We start from the raw sequence: 18,319 nt of genomic DNA on the forward strand, positions 1-18,319 counted from the left end.
AACCCTATAGATGTTATTTAAACGGTTACTGCCTTCAAGGCGCGAGGAGAAAACTCATGTCGTCGCAAAATGCAGATATTGTTCTTGTTCATGGTGCCTGGGCGGATGGGTCGGGCTGGGCAAAGGTGATCGCGCCATTGACCGCCGCCGGCTTTTCGGTAGCCGCCGCTCCACTGCCGTTGACCTCCTTTGCCGAGGATATCGCCGCGCTGGATCGCACCTTGGAGCGAACGGAAAAGCCGGTGGTCCTGGTTGGACACGCCTATGCCGGCGCCGTCATCGCCGCCGTCTCAAGCGAAAGGGTCAAGGCGCTGGTCTATGTCGCGGCGCTTGCTCCGGATGAAGGGGAAACGGTCGCAGATGTCTTCTATCGCGGTGAGCCGCATCCGCAGGCACCGAAACTGGCGCCCGATAGCAACGGGCTGATCTACCTCCCGCAGAATGCATTCGCCACAGCCTTTGCCCAGAATGCCAAGGCTGACGAGCTTGCAGTTCTCGCCGCTTCGCAGCGGCCAATCTCGCCGGCGTGTATTACCGTCCCCGTCGGACGTCCGCTCTGGAAAGATCGTCCCGCCTGGTTCCTGATTGCCGAGGAAGACCGAATGATCCGCGGCGACAACCAGCGTTTCATGGCGGCGCGGATGAAGGCGGAGCAGCGCTCCATCCCGGTTGATCACATGCCGATGGTTACGGCGCCGTCTGTCGTTGTCGACATTATTCGAGCTGCGGCGACCACGATCTGAATCCTCAATCTGTAACTCTAAAAATCTAATCAGGAAGGTTATGAAAGGACCTTATCATGACTGACATCAGCTATCGCACCGTCAATGTTGAAGGCGTCAAGATTTTCTATCGCGAGGCAGGCTCGCCAGGCGCGCCCAAGCTCCTGCTGCTGCATGGCTTCCCGAGCTCCAGCCATATGTATCGCGATCTCATTCCGCTGCTTGCCGACCGCTATCACATCGTCGCGCCCGATCTTCCCGGCTTCGGTCAGTCCGATGCGCCGAAGGGTAGCAACAGCTTTGACAGCATCGCCGAGACAATCGACCGCTTCACGGAAATTGTCGGCTTCGATCGCTATGCCGTTTATGTCTTTGACTACGGTGCGCCGACAGGGTTCCGGCTGGCGGTGAAGCATCCCGAACGGATCACGGCCATCATCTCGCAGAATGGTAATGCCTATGAAGAGGGTCTGGGCGACGAGTGGAGCCCGATCCAGGCTTACTGGCGCGAACCTTCCGAGGAAAACCGCAATGCGCTGAAGGCGGCATTCACGCCCGAAGCAACGGCGTGGCAATACACGCACGGCGTTCCCGATGTCTCCAAGGTTTCTCCGGACGGCTATTCGCTTGACAGTTTCTATCTGGCGCGGCCGGGAGCGGAGACGATACAGCTCGATCTCTTCGGTGACTACAAGAGCAATGTCGCGCTCTATCCGACGTTCCAGAATTACTTCCGCACCCACAAGCCGCGATTGCTGGCGGTATGGGGCAAGCACGATCCCTTCTTCGTGCCGCCGGGCGCAGAGGCCTATCGCAGGGATATTCCCGAAGCAATCGTCAAGTTCCTGGATACCGGCCATTTTGCCCTGGAGACCCATGCGGCTGAGATCGCGGACGAAATCCGCGCTTTCCTCGGTTGATGTCGAGCCCGGCCGCGTCGGCGATTGGCGGGTGCGGCCGGGCAACATTCTCCAAGCGGCATTTTTTGAAAAAGGAGGAATATCATGTCGGACAGAGTGGCTATTGTTACCGGTGCCAGCCAAGGTATCGGACGTGCGACCGCCATCCGCCTTGCACGGGATTTTGATGCACTGGTGCTGGTCGCCCGCAACAGGGGCAAGCTGGAGGAGACGGCCAAGGCGGTGGAGGCGGCGGGCAGCAGAGTGCTTGTCATCGACGCCGATCTCGGCGAACCGCCGGCGGCGCAGCGGGTCGTCGACGAAAGCCTGTCGGCTTTCGGCCGCATCGACGCGCTCCTGAACATTGCGGGTGCCGTGCCGCAGATCGACCTTTTCGACATGACGGATCAGCAATGGGACGATGGTTTGGCGCTGAAACTACATGGTGCGCGCAGGCTCACCATTACCGCCTGGCCGGCATTGAAGGAGAGCCGAGGATCGGTGGTGCTGATGTCCGGCAATTCGGCGGCTTTCCCCAAGGCGCCCTATGCGGCTGTCGGCACGATAAACGCTGCAATTGTCGCCTTGGCCAAGGCGTTCTCCGATCGCGGTATTGCCGATGACGTCCAGGTCAACAGTGTCTTGCCCGGCCCCGTCATGACCGGGCGGCGGCAATCCTACGTCGAACATTGGGCGCCCTTGCACGACATGACAGTCGAGGAGGCAACTGCCAAGTTCCCGCGGGAAGCCGGGATCGCCCGCTATGGCGAACCGGAGGAGATTGCGGAGCTGATGGCCTTCCTGGTCTCGCCAGGCGCACATTGGATGACAGGTTCGGCTTTGCGCATGGATGGCGGCGAGGTGAAGTCCATCTGACCCATGCTTGCTTGCGCGATATCAGCGCGCCTTGTAGCTGACCGAGATCTTGGCGCTTGCCAGGGCGGTTTGCGCCAGCTGCGCGCCGTTGAAATCAAGTGTGCCGATCTTAAGCGGCTTGTCGAAGGCAAGATCGAGCGCGAAGAAACCTGTGGGGTGCGGCAGGTCTTGCACGAAGCGGAGCAGCGCCTTCTTCGATGCCGCATCGATCTGGCTGTCGGGCAGGGCCTGGAGTGCCGTGACCGTGGTGTCTCGCAGTTGGTTGATGCCCTGCGCCGGATCATCCGAGCCGCTCATCTGCTGCAGGAATGCGGCGAGCGAGGGGATGGCCATCCCCTCGAACAGTCCCATGTTATCGAGCCGGAAGCGCAGATGCGTGAGGCTGACCGTTCCATCCTGTGTCAGCGCCGGTATGCCGGCATTCTTCGGCAGGCTCAGTTCGGCCGAAAACGACGCCTTGCCAAGGCGCAGATTGGTGAGCTGCAGCTCCTGAATATCCAGATAACCGTCCTTCGGATCGAAACGGAAAGAGCCGGACATGTCCATCGGCCATTGCTGGACCGTCGTGATGTAGTTGGCCATGGCGCTGTCGAGCATCGGCGTGAAACGCACGCCCTCGACGGAGAACCGCCCCCAGTTGGGCAGATGATCGGGTTTGCTTGCCATGGTCTTGAGGAAGTCGGCGAGCCCGTCTCCCTTGAACTCGGCACGTTCAAAGGTCCATCCCATTCTGCTGCCGGATTTGAAGAGGCCGTTCGTAACCGCGCAGCCGTCATGCAGGTCGGAGATGGCGAAACCGTCCGCATGCTGGATGATCTCACTGCTCTCGATAAGGTCTGTGCAAGGCGTTCCGGCTGCAACAGCGGCGGCGGGGACAAGGGAAGCGAGCAGCGAGAGCAGGAGGGGGAAGCGCATCTTTCAGGTCTACCTGTTTGAGTCGATCGGCAAATACAAGCTGCGCCATGTTTGCGGCTATGCCGTCCATGTCAAGACGCGGCGCCTGGATAAATGCCCGCACCTTTGCCTTTCGGGACGGAGAAGCCTTCCTAGGTCGAAGCGGCCTTATCGTCGGCACGGATGAGATCGGCTGCCTTTTCAGCCAGACAATAGGTGGCTGCGACCGTGTTGGCCGAAACGATGCTCGGCATGATCGAGGCGTCTACGACGCGCAGGCCCTCAACGCCATGCACGCGCATGGTCACGGGATCGACGACCGAACGCTCGCCGCGCCCCATGGCGCAGGTGCCGACGGGATGAAACAAGGTGCCGACGCGCTCGCGGATGAAGGCGTCGAGCGCTCCGTCGCTTTCGATCTCCGGTCCAGGGTCGATTTCGGCATCGAGATGCGGTGCGAAAGGAGTCTGTGCGGTGATTTGCCGTGCGAGCCGGACGCCTTTGCGCAGTACGTCCATCGTGCTGGCGCCGCGAAAGAAATTGTAGAGGATCGAAGGCTTGTCGTGCGGATCGGCGCTCTTCAGGGCGACGCGGCCGATGCTGCCGGGCCGCAACTGGCAGACATGCATCAGAAAGCCGTGGCCGGTAAAGCCTGATGCCGCCTGAGTATTGGCCCGGCCGGTACAGAAGAAGAGCTGGATGTCAGGTCGGTCGCTTTCCGGATCGGTGGAGATGAAGCCACCACCTTCACCCGTTGTTGAGGAAAACAGCCCGCGCTTGTTGAAAATCCAATTGAGCACATGACCGACATTGCGCGGCAATGCTCGCCAGGAAACCCCGTAGGGGGCAATGGATTTCGCCCTGTATTCGATTGTGACGTCGAGGTGATCCTGCAGGTTTTCGCCGACACCGGGCAAATCCGCGATAACAGGAATGCCATGGCGTGCAAGGTCCTTTGCATTGCCGATGCCCGATAGCATCAGCAGATGCGGCGATACGAACGAGCCTGCCGAAAGAACGACCTCGCGCCCATTAAGCGTTCCATGCTGGCCTTGCCGCCGAAACGCAATGCCGGTCGCCTTCCGGCCGTCGAACACGACGCGTGCGACTTCGGTTTCGCTCATCACGGTCAGGTTCGGCCGATGCCGTACCGGATCGAGATAGGCACCTTCCGCGGTGACGCGCTCGCCGTTTTTCTGCGTAAATGTATAGAGACCGACGCCGTTCTGCCGCGCGCCGTTGAAATCGGCATTCAAGGGATGGCCGGCTTGCTGCGCCGCCTCCAGGAACACCTCCGCCATCGGATTGACGCTGCGTAGCGGCGCGATGTTCAACGGTCCGCTTGAGCCGTGGTAGGCGGGGTCGATCTGCCTTTCGAGCGGCATGTCGCCGAAACGGATATGTTTGGCCGCGCCGGGCTCGGCCAGGATTTCGAAACGCTCTAGCTTCCGGAAGTAGGGCAGCAGGTCGTCGTAACCCCAGCCCGGATTGCCGAGGTCGTGCCAATGGTCGAAATCCTCGCGTTGGCCGCGAATAAAGATCTGGCCGTTGACATTGGTCGAGCCGCCGGTGCCCCGGCCGCGCGGAAGAGCGATGGAGCGGCCCTGCAGACCGGGCTCCGGTTCGGTTTCGAACCAGGACATGAATTTCGGACCGCCGAGAATGGCGAGCGCCGGGGCCATGAAGGTGATCATGGCAAGCGGAATACGCACAATGGCCCTGCGCGCGTTGCGATCCATACCCGCTTCCACGAGGCAGACGCGGTTAGCCGGGTCCTCGCTCAGGCGATTGGCGAGCACGCAGCCCGCCGCACCTCCACCGACGATGATATAGTCGAATTCGGCCAAGGCTCAGATATCCTGGGTCTGCGGCAGGATCACGAGATCGCGGATGGTGACGTTGGCTGGCCGCGTCAGCATGAAGAGCACTGCATCGGCGACATCTTCCGACCTCAAGCCCTCTCGCGCCGCAACCTTGGCATCGATGGCGGCAGGGTCGGTATAGCCCCAGAGCTCGTTCAGTACGACACCGGGTGCGACCGAGCCGACGCGGATATTGTGTTTCATCGTCTGCCGCCGCAGCCCATGGACGAAGGCCTGGATTGCGTGCTTGGACGCCGAATAGATCGGCTCCCAATGGATCGCCTGATGCCCTGCGACCGAGGAGGTTACGACGATCTGCCCACCACCTTGGGAAATCATGCCGGGCAGCGCGGCGCGTGCGAGCCGAAAGACCGAATTGACGTTGATCGAAATGAGTTCGTCCCACGTGTCGGGATCGCCTTCGGCGACATCGCCGGGAATATAGAGGCCTGCATTGGGCAGGAGAATGTCTATCCGGCCGAAGCGCTCGATCGTTGCATCGACGACATTTTTGACGGCGCCCGGTTCCGTGAGATCCGTCGGCAGTACCAGCGCGCCGTCGCCGGACTTGTCGGCCACGGCTTGCAACCTTTCAGCGGAACGGCCAACGAGCGCGAGCTTCGCACCCCTCTCACCAAGCGCCAATGCAATCGCGCGCCCGATGCCGGAACTTGCGCCTGTGACGAGCGCGACCTTGCCTTCAAGCTTCTGTTCCAAGATGTCCTCCCCGCCGGCGGCCCTTGGAGAATCCCGCCCGTGAGGAAGCCTAGGCAGGCCATCTTTATCCGTCAATGAAAAATATTTCTCACATAAATTTCAGCTACGAACATCGATGCCGGTAGCGACTAGCATGACCTTCTGGCAGGGTTCGTCAGGCGGAAAGCCTGAAACCTTCGGCTTTGAGCTGCTCGCCGACACGGCCGCTATAGGGCAGAATGCGGCGCAGAACTTCCTGCGCCAGCGCCTGGGCATTTTGTTGTGCCTTGTCGAGATTGCTGACCGTTCCGGGATCGATCGAATAAAGGGTCTGGCCGTAGCCGAAAACCTCGCGATATGCCGCGCGCTCGATGATGGGCGTGGACATCACATGGACGCGCCGGCTGGAGAGCAATTCCTTCACCGATTGCAATGCCCGCGTGGTCACCATCGGATTGACGCGGGTTAGAACCACCGAATGCGGGATGCGGATATCGGCCCGATCTTCGAGATATTGCAGGAGCTCGATGACGTTGGTTGCGCCTTCCGCATCCATGGCCGAGCCCTGCACAGGGATCAGCACATAGTTAGAATAGCCGAGCGCCTGTGCAAGCAGCGGACTGCGGGCGCCGGGCAGGTCGATCAGAAGGAAATCGACCTCGCCGCGTAGTTTACGCGCATGCTGGCCGAGATTGGCAGCCGTGACATAGGGAACGACTGAAAGCGATGCGGGCGCCCTCTCGGCCAACCGCTCATGCCATTTGGAGATCCACAATTGCGGGTCGGCGTCGAGGATGGCCACCGAGAATCCCATTCGCGCGAGTTCACAGGCGACGATGACGACGGCAGTGGTCTTGCCGGCACCGCCCTTGGTGTTGGCAAAGGTCAAAACGGCCATGGGAACTCCCTGGGCTGATCGGATGGACAACGCAATAGGGTGAGGCGAGGAGCTGTCATGGCTTGCGGAAATGGTTACGCATTTATGGTTAACAAACTCTTTTAAGCGAAGCGTTCATCGAGTGTCACGCTTTCAGCCATCATGTCGAAGTTGGATCGGCGGCGTCGGCACACCACATCCATTGAATGTGTCCCGAACTATGAAGGCGGTTCGTGCGGTGGAGAAAAATGCTTATTCGCGAGGCAGCAGCTGAAGATACGCCGGTGCTACTAAGGCTTCTCCGTCAAATAGCATCCTCTTCGAACAATATTGACTATGGAGCCGACACCAGCGACGAGGAGATGCTCGTCATCATTCAAGACTGCACCACGTTCGTGCTTCAGAAGGGCGGGGGTGTCGTTGGATTGAATGCCATTCAACTGGTCGACTTATCCGGACATCCGCGATCCCGCTACAAGAAGATGGCGTTTATTATGGCGTTCGGCGTCGATGAGATCGAGCGTCGCCAAGGCTTCGGTACCGCGCTTTTCGAGCACATGCGACATTGGCTTGCCGAAAAGGAAGTCGACTACCTAAGTCTGAATGTGTCATTTTCCAATGAAGCGGCCCAGGCTTTTTATCGTAGAATGGGGCTGATTGAGCGATCTCTATACATGGAGCAATCCTTGAGATAGGCCTCCAAATCTGGAGCTTCACGCCGCAACGGCGACGTTATGACTTCAAATCATCAATGCCGCTTGTCGGCCGCCAGGATTTCGCGGGCGATCTGATCCAGGCCGACCGTCCTGTCGACGCCGCCGTGGGCGATCGCTTCCTTGGGCATGCCGAAGACAACGGATGTCTCTTCGTCCTGCGCCACGGTGAAGGCGCCGGCGTCGTGCATTTCCTTCATGCCGCGCGCGCCATCATCACCCATGCCGGTCATGATGACGCCCATGGCGTTGCCAGCCGCCGAGCGCGCAGCCGAGCGGAAGAGCACGTCGACGGAGGGTCGATGCCGGGAGACGAGGGGGCCGTCCTTGATCGCGACGACATAACGCGCGCCCTGACGTTCCAGCAGCATGTGCTTGCCGCCGGGTGCAATCAGCACATGACCGCGCAGAACCGCATCGCCGTGCTCCGCTTCCTTGACCTCGACCTCGCAAAGACTGTTCAGGCGCTTGGCGAAGGCGGCGGTGAACTTTTCCGGCATATGCTGCACGATGACCATGCCGGGCGTGTTGGCCGGGAGCGCCATGAGCAGTTCGCGTAGCGCCTCCGTGCCGCCCGTCGAGGCCCCGACGCAAACGATCATTTCAGTGGTCTTGGCCATTGCCCTGCCGCTCGGCGGCGGCAAAACGGCATCTGCCGTCAGCTTGGCCGAGGGTTCGGCTGTCGCGACGATACGCCGGCGCGTGCTGCCGAGCCGTGCCGCTGCCGCACCTTTGACCGTTTCGCGGATCATCGCAGCCGTTTCGGCAAGATGATCGGCGGCCGCGATCTTCGGTTTCAGAATGATGTCGACCGCGCCAGCCTCCAGCGCCTGCATTAAGGTTTCCGAGCCGGCCTCGGTCAGCGACGAGCACATGACGACCGGGATCGGCCGCTGCGCCATCAGCTTGCGCAGGAAGGTGATACCGTCCATCCGCGGCATTTCGACATCGAGCGTAATGACGTCCGGTATCTCTTCCTGGATCTTCTTCGCAGCCATGAAGGGGTCGGAGGCGACGCCCATGACCTCGATCTCCGGATCTGCCGACAGCACTTGCGTCATGACCTGACGGACGCTGGCGGAATCGTCGACGATGAGCACACGGATCTTCTTGGCCATGGGTGTCAGACCCTTCTGAAAACCGTATTGGCGACCTGCTTGACCGGCAGGTTGAGCCCGCTGATCGTCTCGGAGTGGCCGACATAGAGGAAGCCCCCCGTCACCAGCTTGTCGCAAAGCCTCGAGAGGACCTTTTCCTGCGTCGGCTTGTCGAAATAGATGAGCACGTTGCGGCAGAAGACGATATGAACCTTATCGCCGATTTCATAGGCGCGATCCATGAGATTGAGACGGCCGAAGCCGATCCGTGAGCGCAGCCTGGGGTGAATCCGGACTTCGCCTCGTTCCGGATCGCGCGCCTCCATGACATAGCGAAGCCGCCTTTGTCGGTCGACCGGGTCGATCATCGATGAGGGGTAGACGCCCCTGCGCGCCGCCCTGAGGACGTCAGTTGAAAGGTCCGTGGCGAGAATGCTGTATTCCGGGGCACCGTGGGCGTCGCGATAGTCTTCCATGACCATTGCGATCGTATAGGGTTCCGCGCCGGTGGAGCAGGCAGCGCTCCAGATTCTGAGGCGGCCATGGCCTGCCGCCAGAAGTTCGGGCAGGGCGGCATTCTCCATGTGCTCGAAATGCTTCGGTTCCCGGAAGAAGTCCGTCTTGTTCGTCGTCACGGCATCGATCAGATGGATCGCCTCGCGGTCGATGCCGCCGCGCTTGAAAAGATAGTCGCAATAGTCGTCGAGGTCGCCGATCCCGGTTGCTCGCAACCGGCGCCGCAACCGCCCCTCCAGCATCGTGCGCTTGCCCGGAGGCATCTTGATGCCGCTGTAGTCGTAGATGTAACGGGCAAGCTGGTCGAAATTCCGCCGGCTCAACCCCTTGTCACCGTATTCTCTCAAATCCTGCATTGCCACGCGACGATCTCACTCAAACAGCGGCGAACTCGGGGGCCCTATGGCCGGTGCCTACTCCCATCAGCGACACCTTGTCGGTCGATGAGAAAAGCTTCGCGAGATCGATGATGACAACGAACCCACCGTCGCGGCGCACGACGCCGGCAATGTATTCGGACGGCCAGCGCACCCCGATATCGGGGGCGCTTTCGATCGACTGATGCTTGAAGGACGTCACCTCGAAGACGCGATCGGCGACCAGGCCGAGCGTTAGGGCCTTGTCCGTGATCGGGATGTCGATCACGAGGATGCGCGTGTGCGGCGTCTTCGTGGTGGCCGACATGCCCAGACGCAGGCGCAGGTCGATAACCGGCACGCCCTGACCGCGCACGTCCCGGAGGCCGAGCAGATAGTCAGGTCCATGCGGAATGCGGAAGGCGTCCTGATGGTCCAGGATTTCCCGGACCACCTCGACAGGCACGGCGAAGCTTTCATCGCCGAGGCCGAACGTCACATATTGAGCTTCGGTGCTGGTTGCAGCCATTTATGCGCTCTCCCTGAAGTCGTTGTCGTCGGCATCGGGTCCGCCCATTGACATGTCGAGGGTGAAGCCCTTGAGGCGAGCTTGCTGGGCGGCGACGCTGTTGTCGGCGCGTGTCGCAGGGGCTCTGGCAGCTGGTGCCTTAGCGGCAGGCTTCGGCTTGGCCAGGCTTGCGGCATGATGCACCGGGGCGTGGACGGCCTGAGCCTTGCGGGCATTGGCCTGCTCGACGCGGAAGAAGGCGATGGAGGCCTGCAGTTCCTCGGCCTGGGCGGCGAGTTCCTCGGAGGTCGCCGACATTTCCTCGGATGCGCCGGCATTTTGCTGCGTCACCTTGTCGAGCTGCTGGATCGCCTCGTTGATCTGCGATGCGCCGATGTCCTGCTCGCGGCATGCGGCCGAGATCTCGGCGACCAGTTCGGCGGTCTTGCGGATATCGGGCACCAGACGCGAGAGCATGTCGCCGGCTTCGGTCGCGACCGTGACGGTCTCGCCCGACAGGCTGGAGATTTCGGCCGCGGCCGCCTGGCTGCGTTCGGCCAGCTTGCGCACTTCGGAGGCGACGACGGCAAAGCCGCGGCCATGCTCGCCGGCACGCGCCGCTTCGACGGCGGCATTCAGCGCCAGCAGATCGGTCTGGCGAGCGATTTCCTGAACGATGGAAATCTTCTCGGCAATAGTGCGCATGGCGTTGACGGCGCGGTCGACGGCCTGACCGCTGATCTCGGCATCCTTGGCGGACTGACGGGCGATCTTCTCGGTCTGGGCGGCGTTGTCGGCGTTCTGCTTGATGTTGGCGGCCATCTCTTCCATCGAGGCGGAAGCTTCTTCGGCGGATGAGGCCTGTTCGGTGGCGCCCTGCGACAGCTGCTCGGAGCCTGCCGACAGCTGCTGGCTTCCGGACGAGACGTTATCGGACGCCGAAAGCGCATCGGCCACAACACCGCGAAGGCGCTCGACCATCGACTGGAGCGAAAGGCCCAGCGTGTCTTTTTCCGACATCGGCTTCGGCTTGACCGTCAGGTCGCCATTGGCGATCTGATCGGCGATGGTTGCCGTGTTGCGCAGGTTGCCGGTCATGACGTTGATCGTGTTGACCAGATCCTTGATCTCGTCATTGGTCTTGATTTCGATGTTCTGGTTGAGGTCGCCGATTGCGACGCCCTCGGCGACGGCCTGGATCTTCTTCAGGCCACGATTGATGCCGAGCGCGATCCAGATGGCGATGACGGTCGACAGCACGAACATGACAGCGAGCGATGTCAGGAGGAGATTCCGTGCAAAGGCATACTGGTCGTTGGTAGCAAGATCGGTCGCGTGCAGATCCGCGATGATCGCCTTGTTGACGGTGTCGACGGCGGTGAGCAGGGCGTTGCTTGCCTTGCGCCCTTCGCCCATGGAAAGCTCTCCCGCCCTTCGGTTGCTTTCGGTGGAGTTTTCGATGGCCAACTTGAGGACTTGCTCGTCAATCTGCTTCCAGGCGGGATATGCTCTGGAGAACTCGGCAACCTTTTCTGCAATGGCAGGATCCTGCGAAAGCCTGGCCGTCAGCTCTTCTATCTTCGCCGTGCTTGCATGGACCTCATCGACATAGCCGCCTATCGCTTGCGGATCGGTATTGAGGATGGCGTTCTTTTCGTTGGCGATGGCATTCAGCACCGCAGCCGAAAGATCGCCGGAATTGCGTTGATTTTCAGCAGGCCCTTGAACGATGTCGGTAATGGCCGAGTTGAGGGAGGATAGGCTCATGATCGCCAGGACCGACATGCCGGTCGACATGACGATCAGAAGGCCGAAGGCGAGGGCCAGTTTGAGTTTGATGGTAAAGCGCATCTCTGAAAAGCTCCTGGTGGAGATGAAGGGTTTGATAATTGAAATGTCAGACGGGGAGCCGTCTTGATGCGCGAAGACCGATACATTCACCCTTCCGCGAACCGGTACCGGTTCTTGAGGCCTGCAGTAGCATTTGCCGGCCTTTGGTCCGGCGCCTCTCGGCGCCGGTGTTTGTTAATTTTCAGTCAGCCGCTCAGCCGCTCAGGCACTTTGGCGAAAGTCGTTATCGTCGGCATCGGGTCCGCCCATTGACATGTCGAGGGTGAAGCCCTTGAGGCGAGCCTGCTGGGCGGCGACGCTGTTGTCGGCGCGTGTCGCAGGGGCTCTGGCAGCTGGTGCCTTGGCGGCAGGCTTCGGCTTGGCCGGGCTTGCGGCATGATGCACCGGGGCGTGGACGGCCTGAGCCTTGCGGGCATTGGCCTGCTCGACGCGGAAGAAGGCGATGGAGGCCTGCAGTTCCTCGGCCTGGGCGGCGAGTTCCTCGGAGGTTGCCGACATTTCCTCGGATGCGCCGGCATTTTGCTGCGTCACCTTGTCGAGCTGCTGGATCGCCTCGTTGATCTGCGATGCGCCGATGTCCTGCTCGCGGCATGCGGCCGAGATCTCGGCGACCAGCTCGGCGGTCTTGCGGATATCTGGAACCAGACGCGAGAGCATGTCGCCGGCTTCGGTCGCGACCGTGACGGTCTCGCCCGACAGGCTGGAGATTTCGGCCGCGGCCGCCTGGCTGCGTTCGGCCAGCTTGCGCACTTCCGAGGCGACGACGGCAAAGCCACGGCCATGTTCGCCGGCACGCGCCGCTTCGACGGCGGCATTCAGCGCCAGCAGATCGGTCTGGCGAGCGATTTCCTGAACGATGGAAATCTTCTCGGCAATAGTGCGCATGGCGTTGACGGCGCGGTCGACGGCCTGACCGCTGATCTCGGCATCCTTGGCGGACTGGCGGGCGATCTTCTCGGTCTGGGCGGCGTTGTCGGCATTCTGCTTGATGTTGGCGGCCATCTCCTCCATCGAGGCGGAAGCTTCTTCGGCGGATGAGGCCTGTTCGGTGGCGCCCTGCGACAGCTGCTCGGAGCCTGCCGACAGCTGCTGGCTTCCGGACGAGACGTTATCGGACGCCGAAAGCGCATCGGCAACAACACCGCGAAGGCGCTCGATCATGGAGTTGACGTGACCCAGGAGCTCGCCGATTTCATCCCGCGCGGTGATTTCAGCGTATTCCGTCAGATCGCCTTCGGCCACCGTTTGAACCGTCTTGACGGCGCGATTTATGCCCCTGTTGATCGAAATGACGATCCAGATCGCCGAGACGAGCGCTATGACGCAAGCAACGGCGGCAAGTATGATCAGGATCGAGCGTGCATTCGCATAAGCGTCGGCTGCATCCAGATCCGCCTGCTTCAGGCGGCCGCGTTCCACATCGAAGACCTGTGCGAGGACGTTGTCGATCTTCGTGCTTGCCTCGCGCGCCTGATTGGAGGAGATCTGATGCGCGCCGGCGCTGTCGCCGGCGAGCATCAGGTTGCGGATGCGGTCGTCGGCGTCGCGCCAGGTGACGGAGAGGTCCTTGATCTGCGTCCAATAGGCCATATCCTGGTCCGTGGTATTGGCGAGGATCTTTGCAAGATCGGCCTCGAAGGCTGTACGCGCCGCATCGCTCTTGGCGATATAGCCCTTGGTCTCGTCGAGCGAGGCGGACAACACGATATTCTTCTGTTGCCGCAGTTGCTGCAGGATGGCGATATCGAGATTTTGGGCGAGCCGCAGCCGTTCGGCCGGTCCTGACAACGTATCGGACCAGTTGCCGTTAACCTGCCCGAGAGTGCTGATGCTGTAAACGGCCGTGCCAAGAAGCATGGCAATCACGACAGCAAACGTTAAAAGCAGCTTGAGCTTGATCGTAAAGCGCATCCGATGGCCTCCTTGTCCTGGAAAATTCATGCTGTTGCTCTGGCCGCAACCGCCCGCTGCGACGAGAAGATCGCCTGGAGGTTCGGCAGGATGATAAATTCGCCGTCTCGTTTGACGAGGGCGTGGATGTAGTCGGTGCGCCAGCGCATGCCGATGACAGGCGGCGGTTCGCTTGCCGCCTGCGAAAGCTGCGTGACTTCATGCACCTTGTCGGTGCGGATGCCGATCAGGGTCGTCTCGCCGTCGAGTTCGAGCTCGGTGACGACGATGCGGCTGTCGATGGTGACGTTTGCCGCCTCCATGCCGAAGGCAATGCGGATATCGGCAAGGGGAATGACCTTTCCGCGGAAATTGATGACGCTGCCGACGAAGGGCAGGCTGCCGGGAACGCTGGTCTCCGGCAGCAGATCGAGGATTTCCTGAACGACGACCGCTTCGATGGCGAAGGTCTCGCCATTGAGGCTGAAGGTCAGAACAGAAAGCTCGTCGGCGCCTTTCCAGATGGCGCGATGGTCTGATTTTACGTCTGCTTCGATCATCCTGCTGCCCGCAATTGCGCCTCCTGATGCTGTCCGGCGGCGATGAGATGGACGACGTCGAGGATCAGCGCCACGTTGCCGTCACCGAGAATCGTCGCGCCGGAGAAGGTGGAGACGTGGTCGTGGAGCTTCGACATCGATTTGATGACGGTCTGGTGGTCGCCGATGATCTGATCGACGACGAGGCCGACGCGCTCGCTGCCGGTCGAGATAACAACCACTTTCTGGTAAGGATCGGGCTCCGTGCCGGTCCGGAAGAGTTCGCGCAGACGCAGGAACGGCACGAGATCGTCACGCAGCGAGATGAAGCTGCGGCCGCGCGAGCGCAGATCCTGCTCGACCGACAATTCCAGGCATTCCTCGACAGCGGCGAGTGGGATGACATAGCGCCCGTTGCCGACACGAACGAGGAGACCGTCGATGATGGCGAGCGTCAGGGGAATGCGCAGGGCGATTTCGGAGCCCTTGCCAAACTCACTGCTGATGTCGATCGCTCCGCGTAGCGTCTCGATCGTCTTCTTGACCACATCCATGCCGACGCCGCGGCCGGAGAGGTTGGTGACCTTTTCCGCGGTCGAGAAACCGGGCTGGAAGATCAGTTGCAGCAGTTCCTTGTCGCTCAGCTGGGCGCCGGGCTGGATGAGGCCGTTAGCCTCTGCCTTGGCGCGTACCCGTTGGCGATCAATGCCGCGTCCGTCATCCTTGATGGAGATGACGACTTCGCTGCCGGTCTGGTGCGCCGAGAGGAAGACACGCCCCGTTACCGGCTTGCCGGCGGCGATGCGATCGTCCGGGTTTTCAAGTCCATGGTCGATCGAGTTGCGGACGAGATGGACGAGTGGATCGGCCAGGCGGTCGATGACCGTCTTGTCGACTTCCGTGCTTTCGCCCTCGGTGACGAGCTCGATATCCTTGCCTGTTTCGCGTGCGAGATCGTGGACCAGGCGGCGGAAGCGGCTGAAAAGGCTTGCAACCGGCATCATGCGCAGGACCATCATCGTGTCCCGCAGTTCGCCGGCAAGCCGCTCGATTTCTTCGGAGACCGAACGCAGCCCGAGATCGGCGGCAGAGTTTGCCATCTGGCTCAGCCGCGATTGGGCGATGACCAATTCGCCGACCCGGTCCATCATCTCATCGAGGCGCAAAGCGGGAACACGGACATTGTCAGCCTGCTTCTGCGACTTGGCGTCGACGGGCTGAGCCTTGGCCGCATCTACCGGCTGCGCGGCAGGCTTCGACGGTTCGTCCTCGATCGATTGCTCAGACTGTGCAGGAATAGGTACCGGGCTTGGTTCGTTCTGCGTCTGAAGCTCCTTCAACTCCATCGCCATGTCGTCCATGACGAAGATGAAGACGTCTTCAATGTCCGAGCGCGGCTTGTCGGTCGTCAGATGGACTGTCCAGCCGATGTGGAGATCGCGCGGTTCGATGTCTGCAAGCGGCGGTACGACGTCGGTATCGGCTGCGATCCGGCATTCGCCAAGCTCGCGCAATTCATCCAATAGACCAAGCGGGTTGGTGCCGTTGACCATCGAATTGGCCGGCAGGCTGAATTTCAGATGCCAGGTCTTTGCACTATCGGCGCTTACAGAAGCGGCCGCAGCCGGCTGCGCAACGATGGGCGCCACCGCCGCAGTGTGCGTTCCCGCTGCCCCCACGGCCTGGCGCAGCTTTTCCAGCAGCACGGAGCTCATGGTTTCGTATTCGCCGTTGGGATTTTCCAGCAACGCCTGCATGTGGCCCTGCGCATCGAGAACGGCGCCGACCAGCTCCTTCGTGGCCGGCGCTTCCCCCTTGCGAACCCGGTCGAAGGCGGTTTCGCAGTGATGGGTAAAGGCGGCAAGTTGATCGAAACCGAACATCGAGCCCGATCCCTTGAGCGTATGAAGGCCCCGAAAGACCGCATCGATCTGGGCGCGGTCGCCCAGATCGCGCATCAGATCAAGAAGGCCGGCCTCGATCAGCTCGAGCTGCTCGGCGGCCTCCGTCCTGAAAACGGCGATCGGATCGAGATCGTTCATTTGCCGAGAACCTTGCGTGCTATCTTGATGAGGGTTTCGGGGTCGAAGGGCTTCGTCAGCCATCCCGTCGCGCCTGCGGCCTTCGCCTGCTGCTTGAGATCGCCGTCTGATTCCGTTGTGAGGAAGATGACCGGCGTTCCCATATAGGCCGGCAGCTGACGCAGGCTGCGAATCATCGTCAGGCCATCCATGTTCGGCATGTTGAGGTCGGTGACGATGAGATCGAAGTTACCCGACTTTAGCTTGGTGAGGCCGTCGGCGCCGTCGACCGCTTCGGTGACGGAATATCCGGCGTTGGTCAGCGCAATGCGCGTGGTCAGTCGAATGCTGGCGGAGTCATCGACGGTGAGAATGTTTGCGCTCATGCTGCTTTTCCTTCTAGCCAGAAACTGTCTTTTTGCCGATCTCCGTGAAGGAGACCCGCACGTTGCAGGACGGTCAAAAAATTGCCGTCCGCCGGTTTGCTCAATGCAATCGTCACGCCGGCGCGGTTTGCCGTTTGCCATGCGGACAGAAGCAGTTGGGGTAGGGTGAGGTCGATCTCCTCGGCGCCGTCGACATCGACGACGAGGGTCCGGTTGCGTAAAGCCGCTTCCTGTAGGTAGACTTGGAGAATGTCCCTGACATTGGTGATCGTCTTGATCGTCAGTGGTCCATGCAGGTGTAGAATCTCGGATTGCTCGCTCATGCTGAACCTCGGGATAGCTGAATTGTGGGCGTCGTTATGGCCGTGTCGTCGCCATCCTGGGACTCGAAGAGGGCCTTGATATCCGTCCAGCGGCGACAGAAGGCTGCAACGCAAGCCGGGTCGAAATGCGTGCCGCTGCTGTTGACGATCTCCCGAAAGGCGTCGGCGATGGGCCATGCGGCCTTGTATGCCCGCTTGGAGCAAAGCGCGTCGAAGACGTCGGCGATGGCGACGATGCGGGCCTCGATCGGGATTGCGGTGCCCGATAGTCCCCTGGGATAGCCGGCGCCATCCCATCTTTCGTGGTGGCTCTCGGCAATCTTGCGGGCGATCTGGATCAGCTCGCTTGAACTGTCGCTCAGGATCTCCGCACCGAAACCCGCATGCTGTTGCATTTGCCGGCGCTCATCCTGGGTCAAGGGGCCGGGCTTGGAGAGAATAGCGTCCGGCAGGCCGATCTTGCCGACATCGTGTAAAGCGCTCGCGAGGAAAATCATGCGGCACTGGCCGGTATCCAGGCCTACCTCTTCAGCGATCATTCGCGCGACGATCGCGACGCGGTCGAGATGGTCGGCGGTCTCGCCGTGACGGCAGGCGATAGCCTTGGAAAGACGCCAGATAATCTCTTCCTCGTGCCGTTCGATCCTTTGCATCGCGACGTCGAAATCGCGCTGCAGCGTCGCCGCCTTGGCGGCCAGCGCCAGCCGCTCTTCGCCGATGGCGAGAATGTTGCGGACGCGAAGCGTCAACTCCATCTCGTCGATCGGCTTGTTCAGGAATTCGGTGGCGCCAGCTTTCATCGCAGCGAGCCGGATATCGGCTTCCCTGCGAGAGGTAATCATGATCGTCGGTACATGGGCGGTCAGGGCGTTCTTGCGCACATGGCTGATGACCTCGATGCCATTCATGCCGGGCATCATATAGTCAACGAGAATGAGATCCGGCGTCCGGTCGTCGAGCCGTTTGAGGGCATCGCTCGGATGAAGGAACGACAATACTTCGCTGCCCTTGATGGCTTCGACCACGCGACGAAGCGTGGCCACAACGGAAGGACTGTCATCGATTACGAAGACGCGCATAGCTACCCCGCGGAGTGCCCGCGGCACACCCACGGATCTACTCAGGATTTTCGGCTGGAAGGTTGTTGGAGACCTTTCGGATGAAAGGGCCGCGTCACAATGATTGTGAATCTTGGCTGAGGTAACGAAATCGTTAAATGGCTAACGGTGTGTTAAATTAATGCTCAACCTGTAGACGATTTTATAATTAACTGCGATTAAATGATAAGATTGC

The 18,319-nt window shown here is 60.8% G+C and carries 18 protein-coding genes; 4 read left to right on the plus strand and 14 right to left on the minus strand.

What is annotated here, in order from left to right; translation table 11 throughout:
- The first annotated feature begins 56 nt into the window (after positions 1-56).
- The 3 genes from BJ928_RS08445 (at position 57) to BJ928_RS08455 (ending at position 2,497) form a co-directional block, all read left to right on the plus strand.
- Positions 57-743, plus strand: coding sequence for an alpha/beta hydrolase (locus BJ928_RS08445; protein ID WP_047635503.1), 687 nt, complete (start codon positions 57-59; stop codon positions 741-743).
- A 56-nt stretch (positions 744-799) separates the two neighbouring features.
- The gene (locus BJ928_RS08450) at positions 800-1,642 is read left to right on the plus strand and encodes an alpha/beta hydrolase (RefSeq protein WP_047635504.1); all 843 of its coding nucleotides are present in this window, start codon (positions 800-802) and stop codon (positions 1,640-1,642) included.
- An 84-nt stretch (positions 1,643-1,726) separates the two neighbouring features.
- On the plus strand, positions 1,727-2,497 hold the full coding sequence (locus BJ928_RS08455) for an SDR family oxidoreductase (RefSeq protein ID WP_047635505.1): 771 nt from the start codon (positions 1,727-1,729) through the stop codon (positions 2,495-2,497).
- A gap of 21 nt (positions 2,498-2,518) precedes the next feature.
- On the opposite strand, the gene BJ928_RS08460 is transcribed toward BJ928_RS08455, so the two are convergent.
- The 4 genes from BJ928_RS08460 to BJ928_RS08475 form a co-directional block, all read right to left on the minus strand.
- Positions 2,519-3,412, minus strand: a complete 894-nt coding sequence (locus BJ928_RS08460) for a hypothetical protein (RefSeq protein ID WP_047635506.1) — start codon at positions 3,410-3,412, stop codon at positions 2,519-2,521.
- Between the two features lie 131 nt (positions 3,413-3,543).
- Positions 3,544-5,238 (minus strand): GMC family oxidoreductase N-terminal domain-containing protein, encoded by a 1,695-nt coding sequence (locus tag BJ928_RS08465; RefSeq protein ID WP_047635508.1) that lies wholly within the window; start codon positions 5,236-5,238, stop codon positions 3,544-3,546.
- A gap of 3 nt (positions 5,239-5,241) precedes the next feature.
- Positions 5,242-5,970 carry an SDR family oxidoreductase gene (locus BJ928_RS08470; protein ID WP_047635509.1) on the minus strand — a complete coding sequence of 243 codons (729 nt, stop codon included), beginning with the start codon at positions 5,968-5,970 and terminating at the stop codon, positions 5,242-5,244.
- A 154-nt stretch (positions 5,971-6,124) separates the two neighbouring features.
- A complete protein-coding gene (locus BJ928_RS08475) occupies positions 6,125-6,847 on the minus strand; it encodes a ParA family protein (RefSeq protein ID WP_047635510.1) in 723 nt (240 codons plus the stop codon).
- Between the two features lie 227 nt (positions 6,848-7,074).
- Between BJ928_RS08475 and BJ928_RS08480 the strand changes: the two genes are divergently transcribed.
- Positions 7,075-7,521, plus strand: coding sequence for a GNAT family N-acetyltransferase (locus BJ928_RS08480; RefSeq protein ID WP_047635512.1), 447 nt, complete (start codon positions 7,075-7,077; stop codon positions 7,519-7,521).
- A gap of 53 nt (positions 7,522-7,574) precedes the next feature.
- Here BJ928_RS08480 and BJ928_RS08485 read toward each other — a convergent pair whose 3' ends face one another.
- The 10 genes from BJ928_RS08485 to BJ928_RS08530 form a co-directional block, all read right to left on the minus strand.
- On the minus strand, positions 7,575-8,657 hold the full coding sequence (locus BJ928_RS08485; RefSeq protein ID WP_047635514.1) for a chemotaxis response regulator protein-glutamate methylesterase: 1,083 nt from the start codon (positions 8,655-8,657) through the stop codon (positions 7,575-7,577).
- 5 nt (positions 8,658-8,662) lie between these two features.
- Complete coding sequence (locus BJ928_RS08490; RefSeq protein WP_047635516.1) at positions 8,663-9,508, minus strand: CheR family methyltransferase; 846 nt, start codon at positions 9,506-9,508, stop codon at positions 8,663-8,665.
- Between the two features lie 19 nt (positions 9,509-9,527).
- Entirely contained in the window at positions 9,528-10,037 is a 510-nt protein-coding gene (locus BJ928_RS08495) for a chemotaxis protein CheW (protein WP_047635517.1), read from the minus strand.
- Positions 10,038-11,867, minus strand: coding sequence for a methyl-accepting chemotaxis protein (locus BJ928_RS08500; RefSeq protein ID WP_120296480.1), 1,830 nt, complete (start codon positions 11,865-11,867; stop codon positions 10,038-10,040). It lies immediately after the preceding gene.
- A gap of 201 nt (positions 11,868-12,068) precedes the next feature.
- The gene (locus tag BJ928_RS08505) at positions 12,069-13,778 is read right to left on the minus strand and encodes a methyl-accepting chemotaxis protein (protein WP_120296482.1); all 1,710 of its coding nucleotides are present in this window, start codon (positions 13,776-13,778) and stop codon (positions 12,069-12,071) included.
- Positions 13,779-13,804: 26 nt separating this feature from the next.
- Positions 13,805-14,317: a chemotaxis protein CheW gene (locus tag BJ928_RS08510; RefSeq protein ID WP_047631893.1), complete on the minus strand. Its 513-nt coding sequence runs from the start codon at positions 14,315-14,317 to the stop codon at positions 13,805-13,807.
- Positions 14,314-16,338 (minus strand): chemotaxis protein CheA, encoded by a 2,025-nt coding sequence (locus tag BJ928_RS08515; protein ID WP_047631892.1) that lies wholly within the window; start codon positions 16,336-16,338, stop codon positions 14,314-14,316. The genes BJ928_RS08510 and BJ928_RS08515 overlap by 4 nt, the downstream gene beginning before the upstream one ends.
- Complete coding sequence (locus BJ928_RS08520) at positions 16,335-16,703, minus strand: response regulator (RefSeq protein ID WP_047631891.1); 369 nt, start codon at positions 16,701-16,703, stop codon at positions 16,335-16,337. The genes BJ928_RS08515 and BJ928_RS08520 overlap by 4 nt, the downstream gene beginning before the upstream one ends.
- A complete protein-coding gene (locus tag BJ928_RS08525; RefSeq protein WP_047631890.1) occupies positions 16,700-17,026 on the minus strand; it encodes an STAS domain-containing protein in 327 nt (108 codons plus the stop codon). Before BJ928_RS08525 ends, BJ928_RS08520 begins: the two co-directional genes overlap by 4 nt.
- A complete protein-coding gene (locus tag BJ928_RS08530; RefSeq protein ID WP_047631889.1) occupies positions 17,023-18,105 on the minus strand; it encodes an HD domain-containing phosphohydrolase in 1,083 nt (360 codons plus the stop codon). The genes BJ928_RS08525 and BJ928_RS08530 overlap by 4 nt, the downstream gene beginning before the upstream one ends.
- Between the last annotated feature and the right edge of the window lie 214 nt (positions 18,106-18,319).

This window comes from Rhizobium sp. WW_1 (genome assembly GCF_003610155.1).
GTDB lineage: Bacteria > Pseudomonadota > Alphaproteobacteria > Rhizobiales > Rhizobiaceae > Rhizobium > Rhizobium tropici_A.

Coding starts and splice junctions, on each gene's coding strand:
- BJ928_RS08495 (WP_047635517.1), bottom strand. CDS start 10,037: ATGGCTGCAACCAGCACCGAAGCTCAATATGTGACGTTCGGCCTCGGC.
- BJ928_RS08530 (WP_047631889.1), bottom strand. CDS start 18,105: ATGCGCGTCTTCGTAATCGATGACAGTCCTTCCGTTGTGGCCACGCTT.
- BJ928_RS08460 (WP_047635506.1), bottom strand. CDS start 3,412: ATGCGCTTCCCCCTCCTGCTCTCGCTGCTCGCTTCCCTTGTCCCCGCC.
- BJ928_RS08450 (WP_047635504.1), top strand. CDS start 800: ATGACTGACATCAGCTATCGCACCGTCAATGTTGAAGGCGTCAAGATT.
- BJ928_RS08520 (WP_047631891.1), bottom strand. CDS start 16,703: ATGAGCGCAAACATTCTCACCGTCGATGACTCCGCCAGCATTCGACTG.
- BJ928_RS08525 (WP_047631890.1), bottom strand. CDS start 17,026: ATGAGCGAGCAATCCGAGATTCTACACCTGCATGGACCACTGACGATC.
- BJ928_RS08510 (WP_047631893.1), bottom strand. CDS start 14,317: ATGATCGAAGCAGACGTAAAATCAGACCATCGCGCCATCTGGAAAGGC.
- BJ928_RS08445 (WP_047635503.1), top strand. CDS start 57: ATGTCGTCGCAAAATGCAGATATTGTTCTTGTTCATGGTGCCTGGGCG.
- BJ928_RS08505 (WP_120296482.1), bottom strand. CDS start 13,778: ATGCGCTTTACGATCAAGCTCAAGCTGCTTTTAACGTTTGCTGTCGTG.
- BJ928_RS08515 (WP_047631892.1), bottom strand. CDS start 16,338: ATGAACGATCTCGATCCGATCGCCGTTTTCAGGACGGAGGCCGCCGAG.
- BJ928_RS08485 (WP_047635514.1), bottom strand. CDS start 8,657: ATGGCCAAGAAGATCCGTGTGCTCATCGTCGACGATTCCGCCAGCGTC.
- BJ928_RS08480 (WP_047635512.1), top strand. CDS start 7,075: ATGCTTATTCGCGAGGCAGCAGCTGAAGATACGCCGGTGCTACTAAGG.
- BJ928_RS08490 (WP_047635516.1), bottom strand. CDS start 9,508: ATGCAGGATTTGAGAGAATACGGTGACAAGGGGTTGAGCCGGCGGAAT.
- BJ928_RS08475 (WP_047635510.1), bottom strand. CDS start 6,847: ATGGCCGTTTTGACCTTTGCCAACACCAAGGGCGGTGCCGGCAAGACC.
- BJ928_RS08500 (WP_120296480.1), bottom strand. CDS start 11,867: ATGCGCTTTACCATCAAACTCAAACTGGCCCTCGCCTTCGGCCTTCTG.
- BJ928_RS08455 (WP_047635505.1), top strand. CDS start 1,727: ATGTCGGACAGAGTGGCTATTGTTACCGGTGCCAGCCAAGGTATCGGA.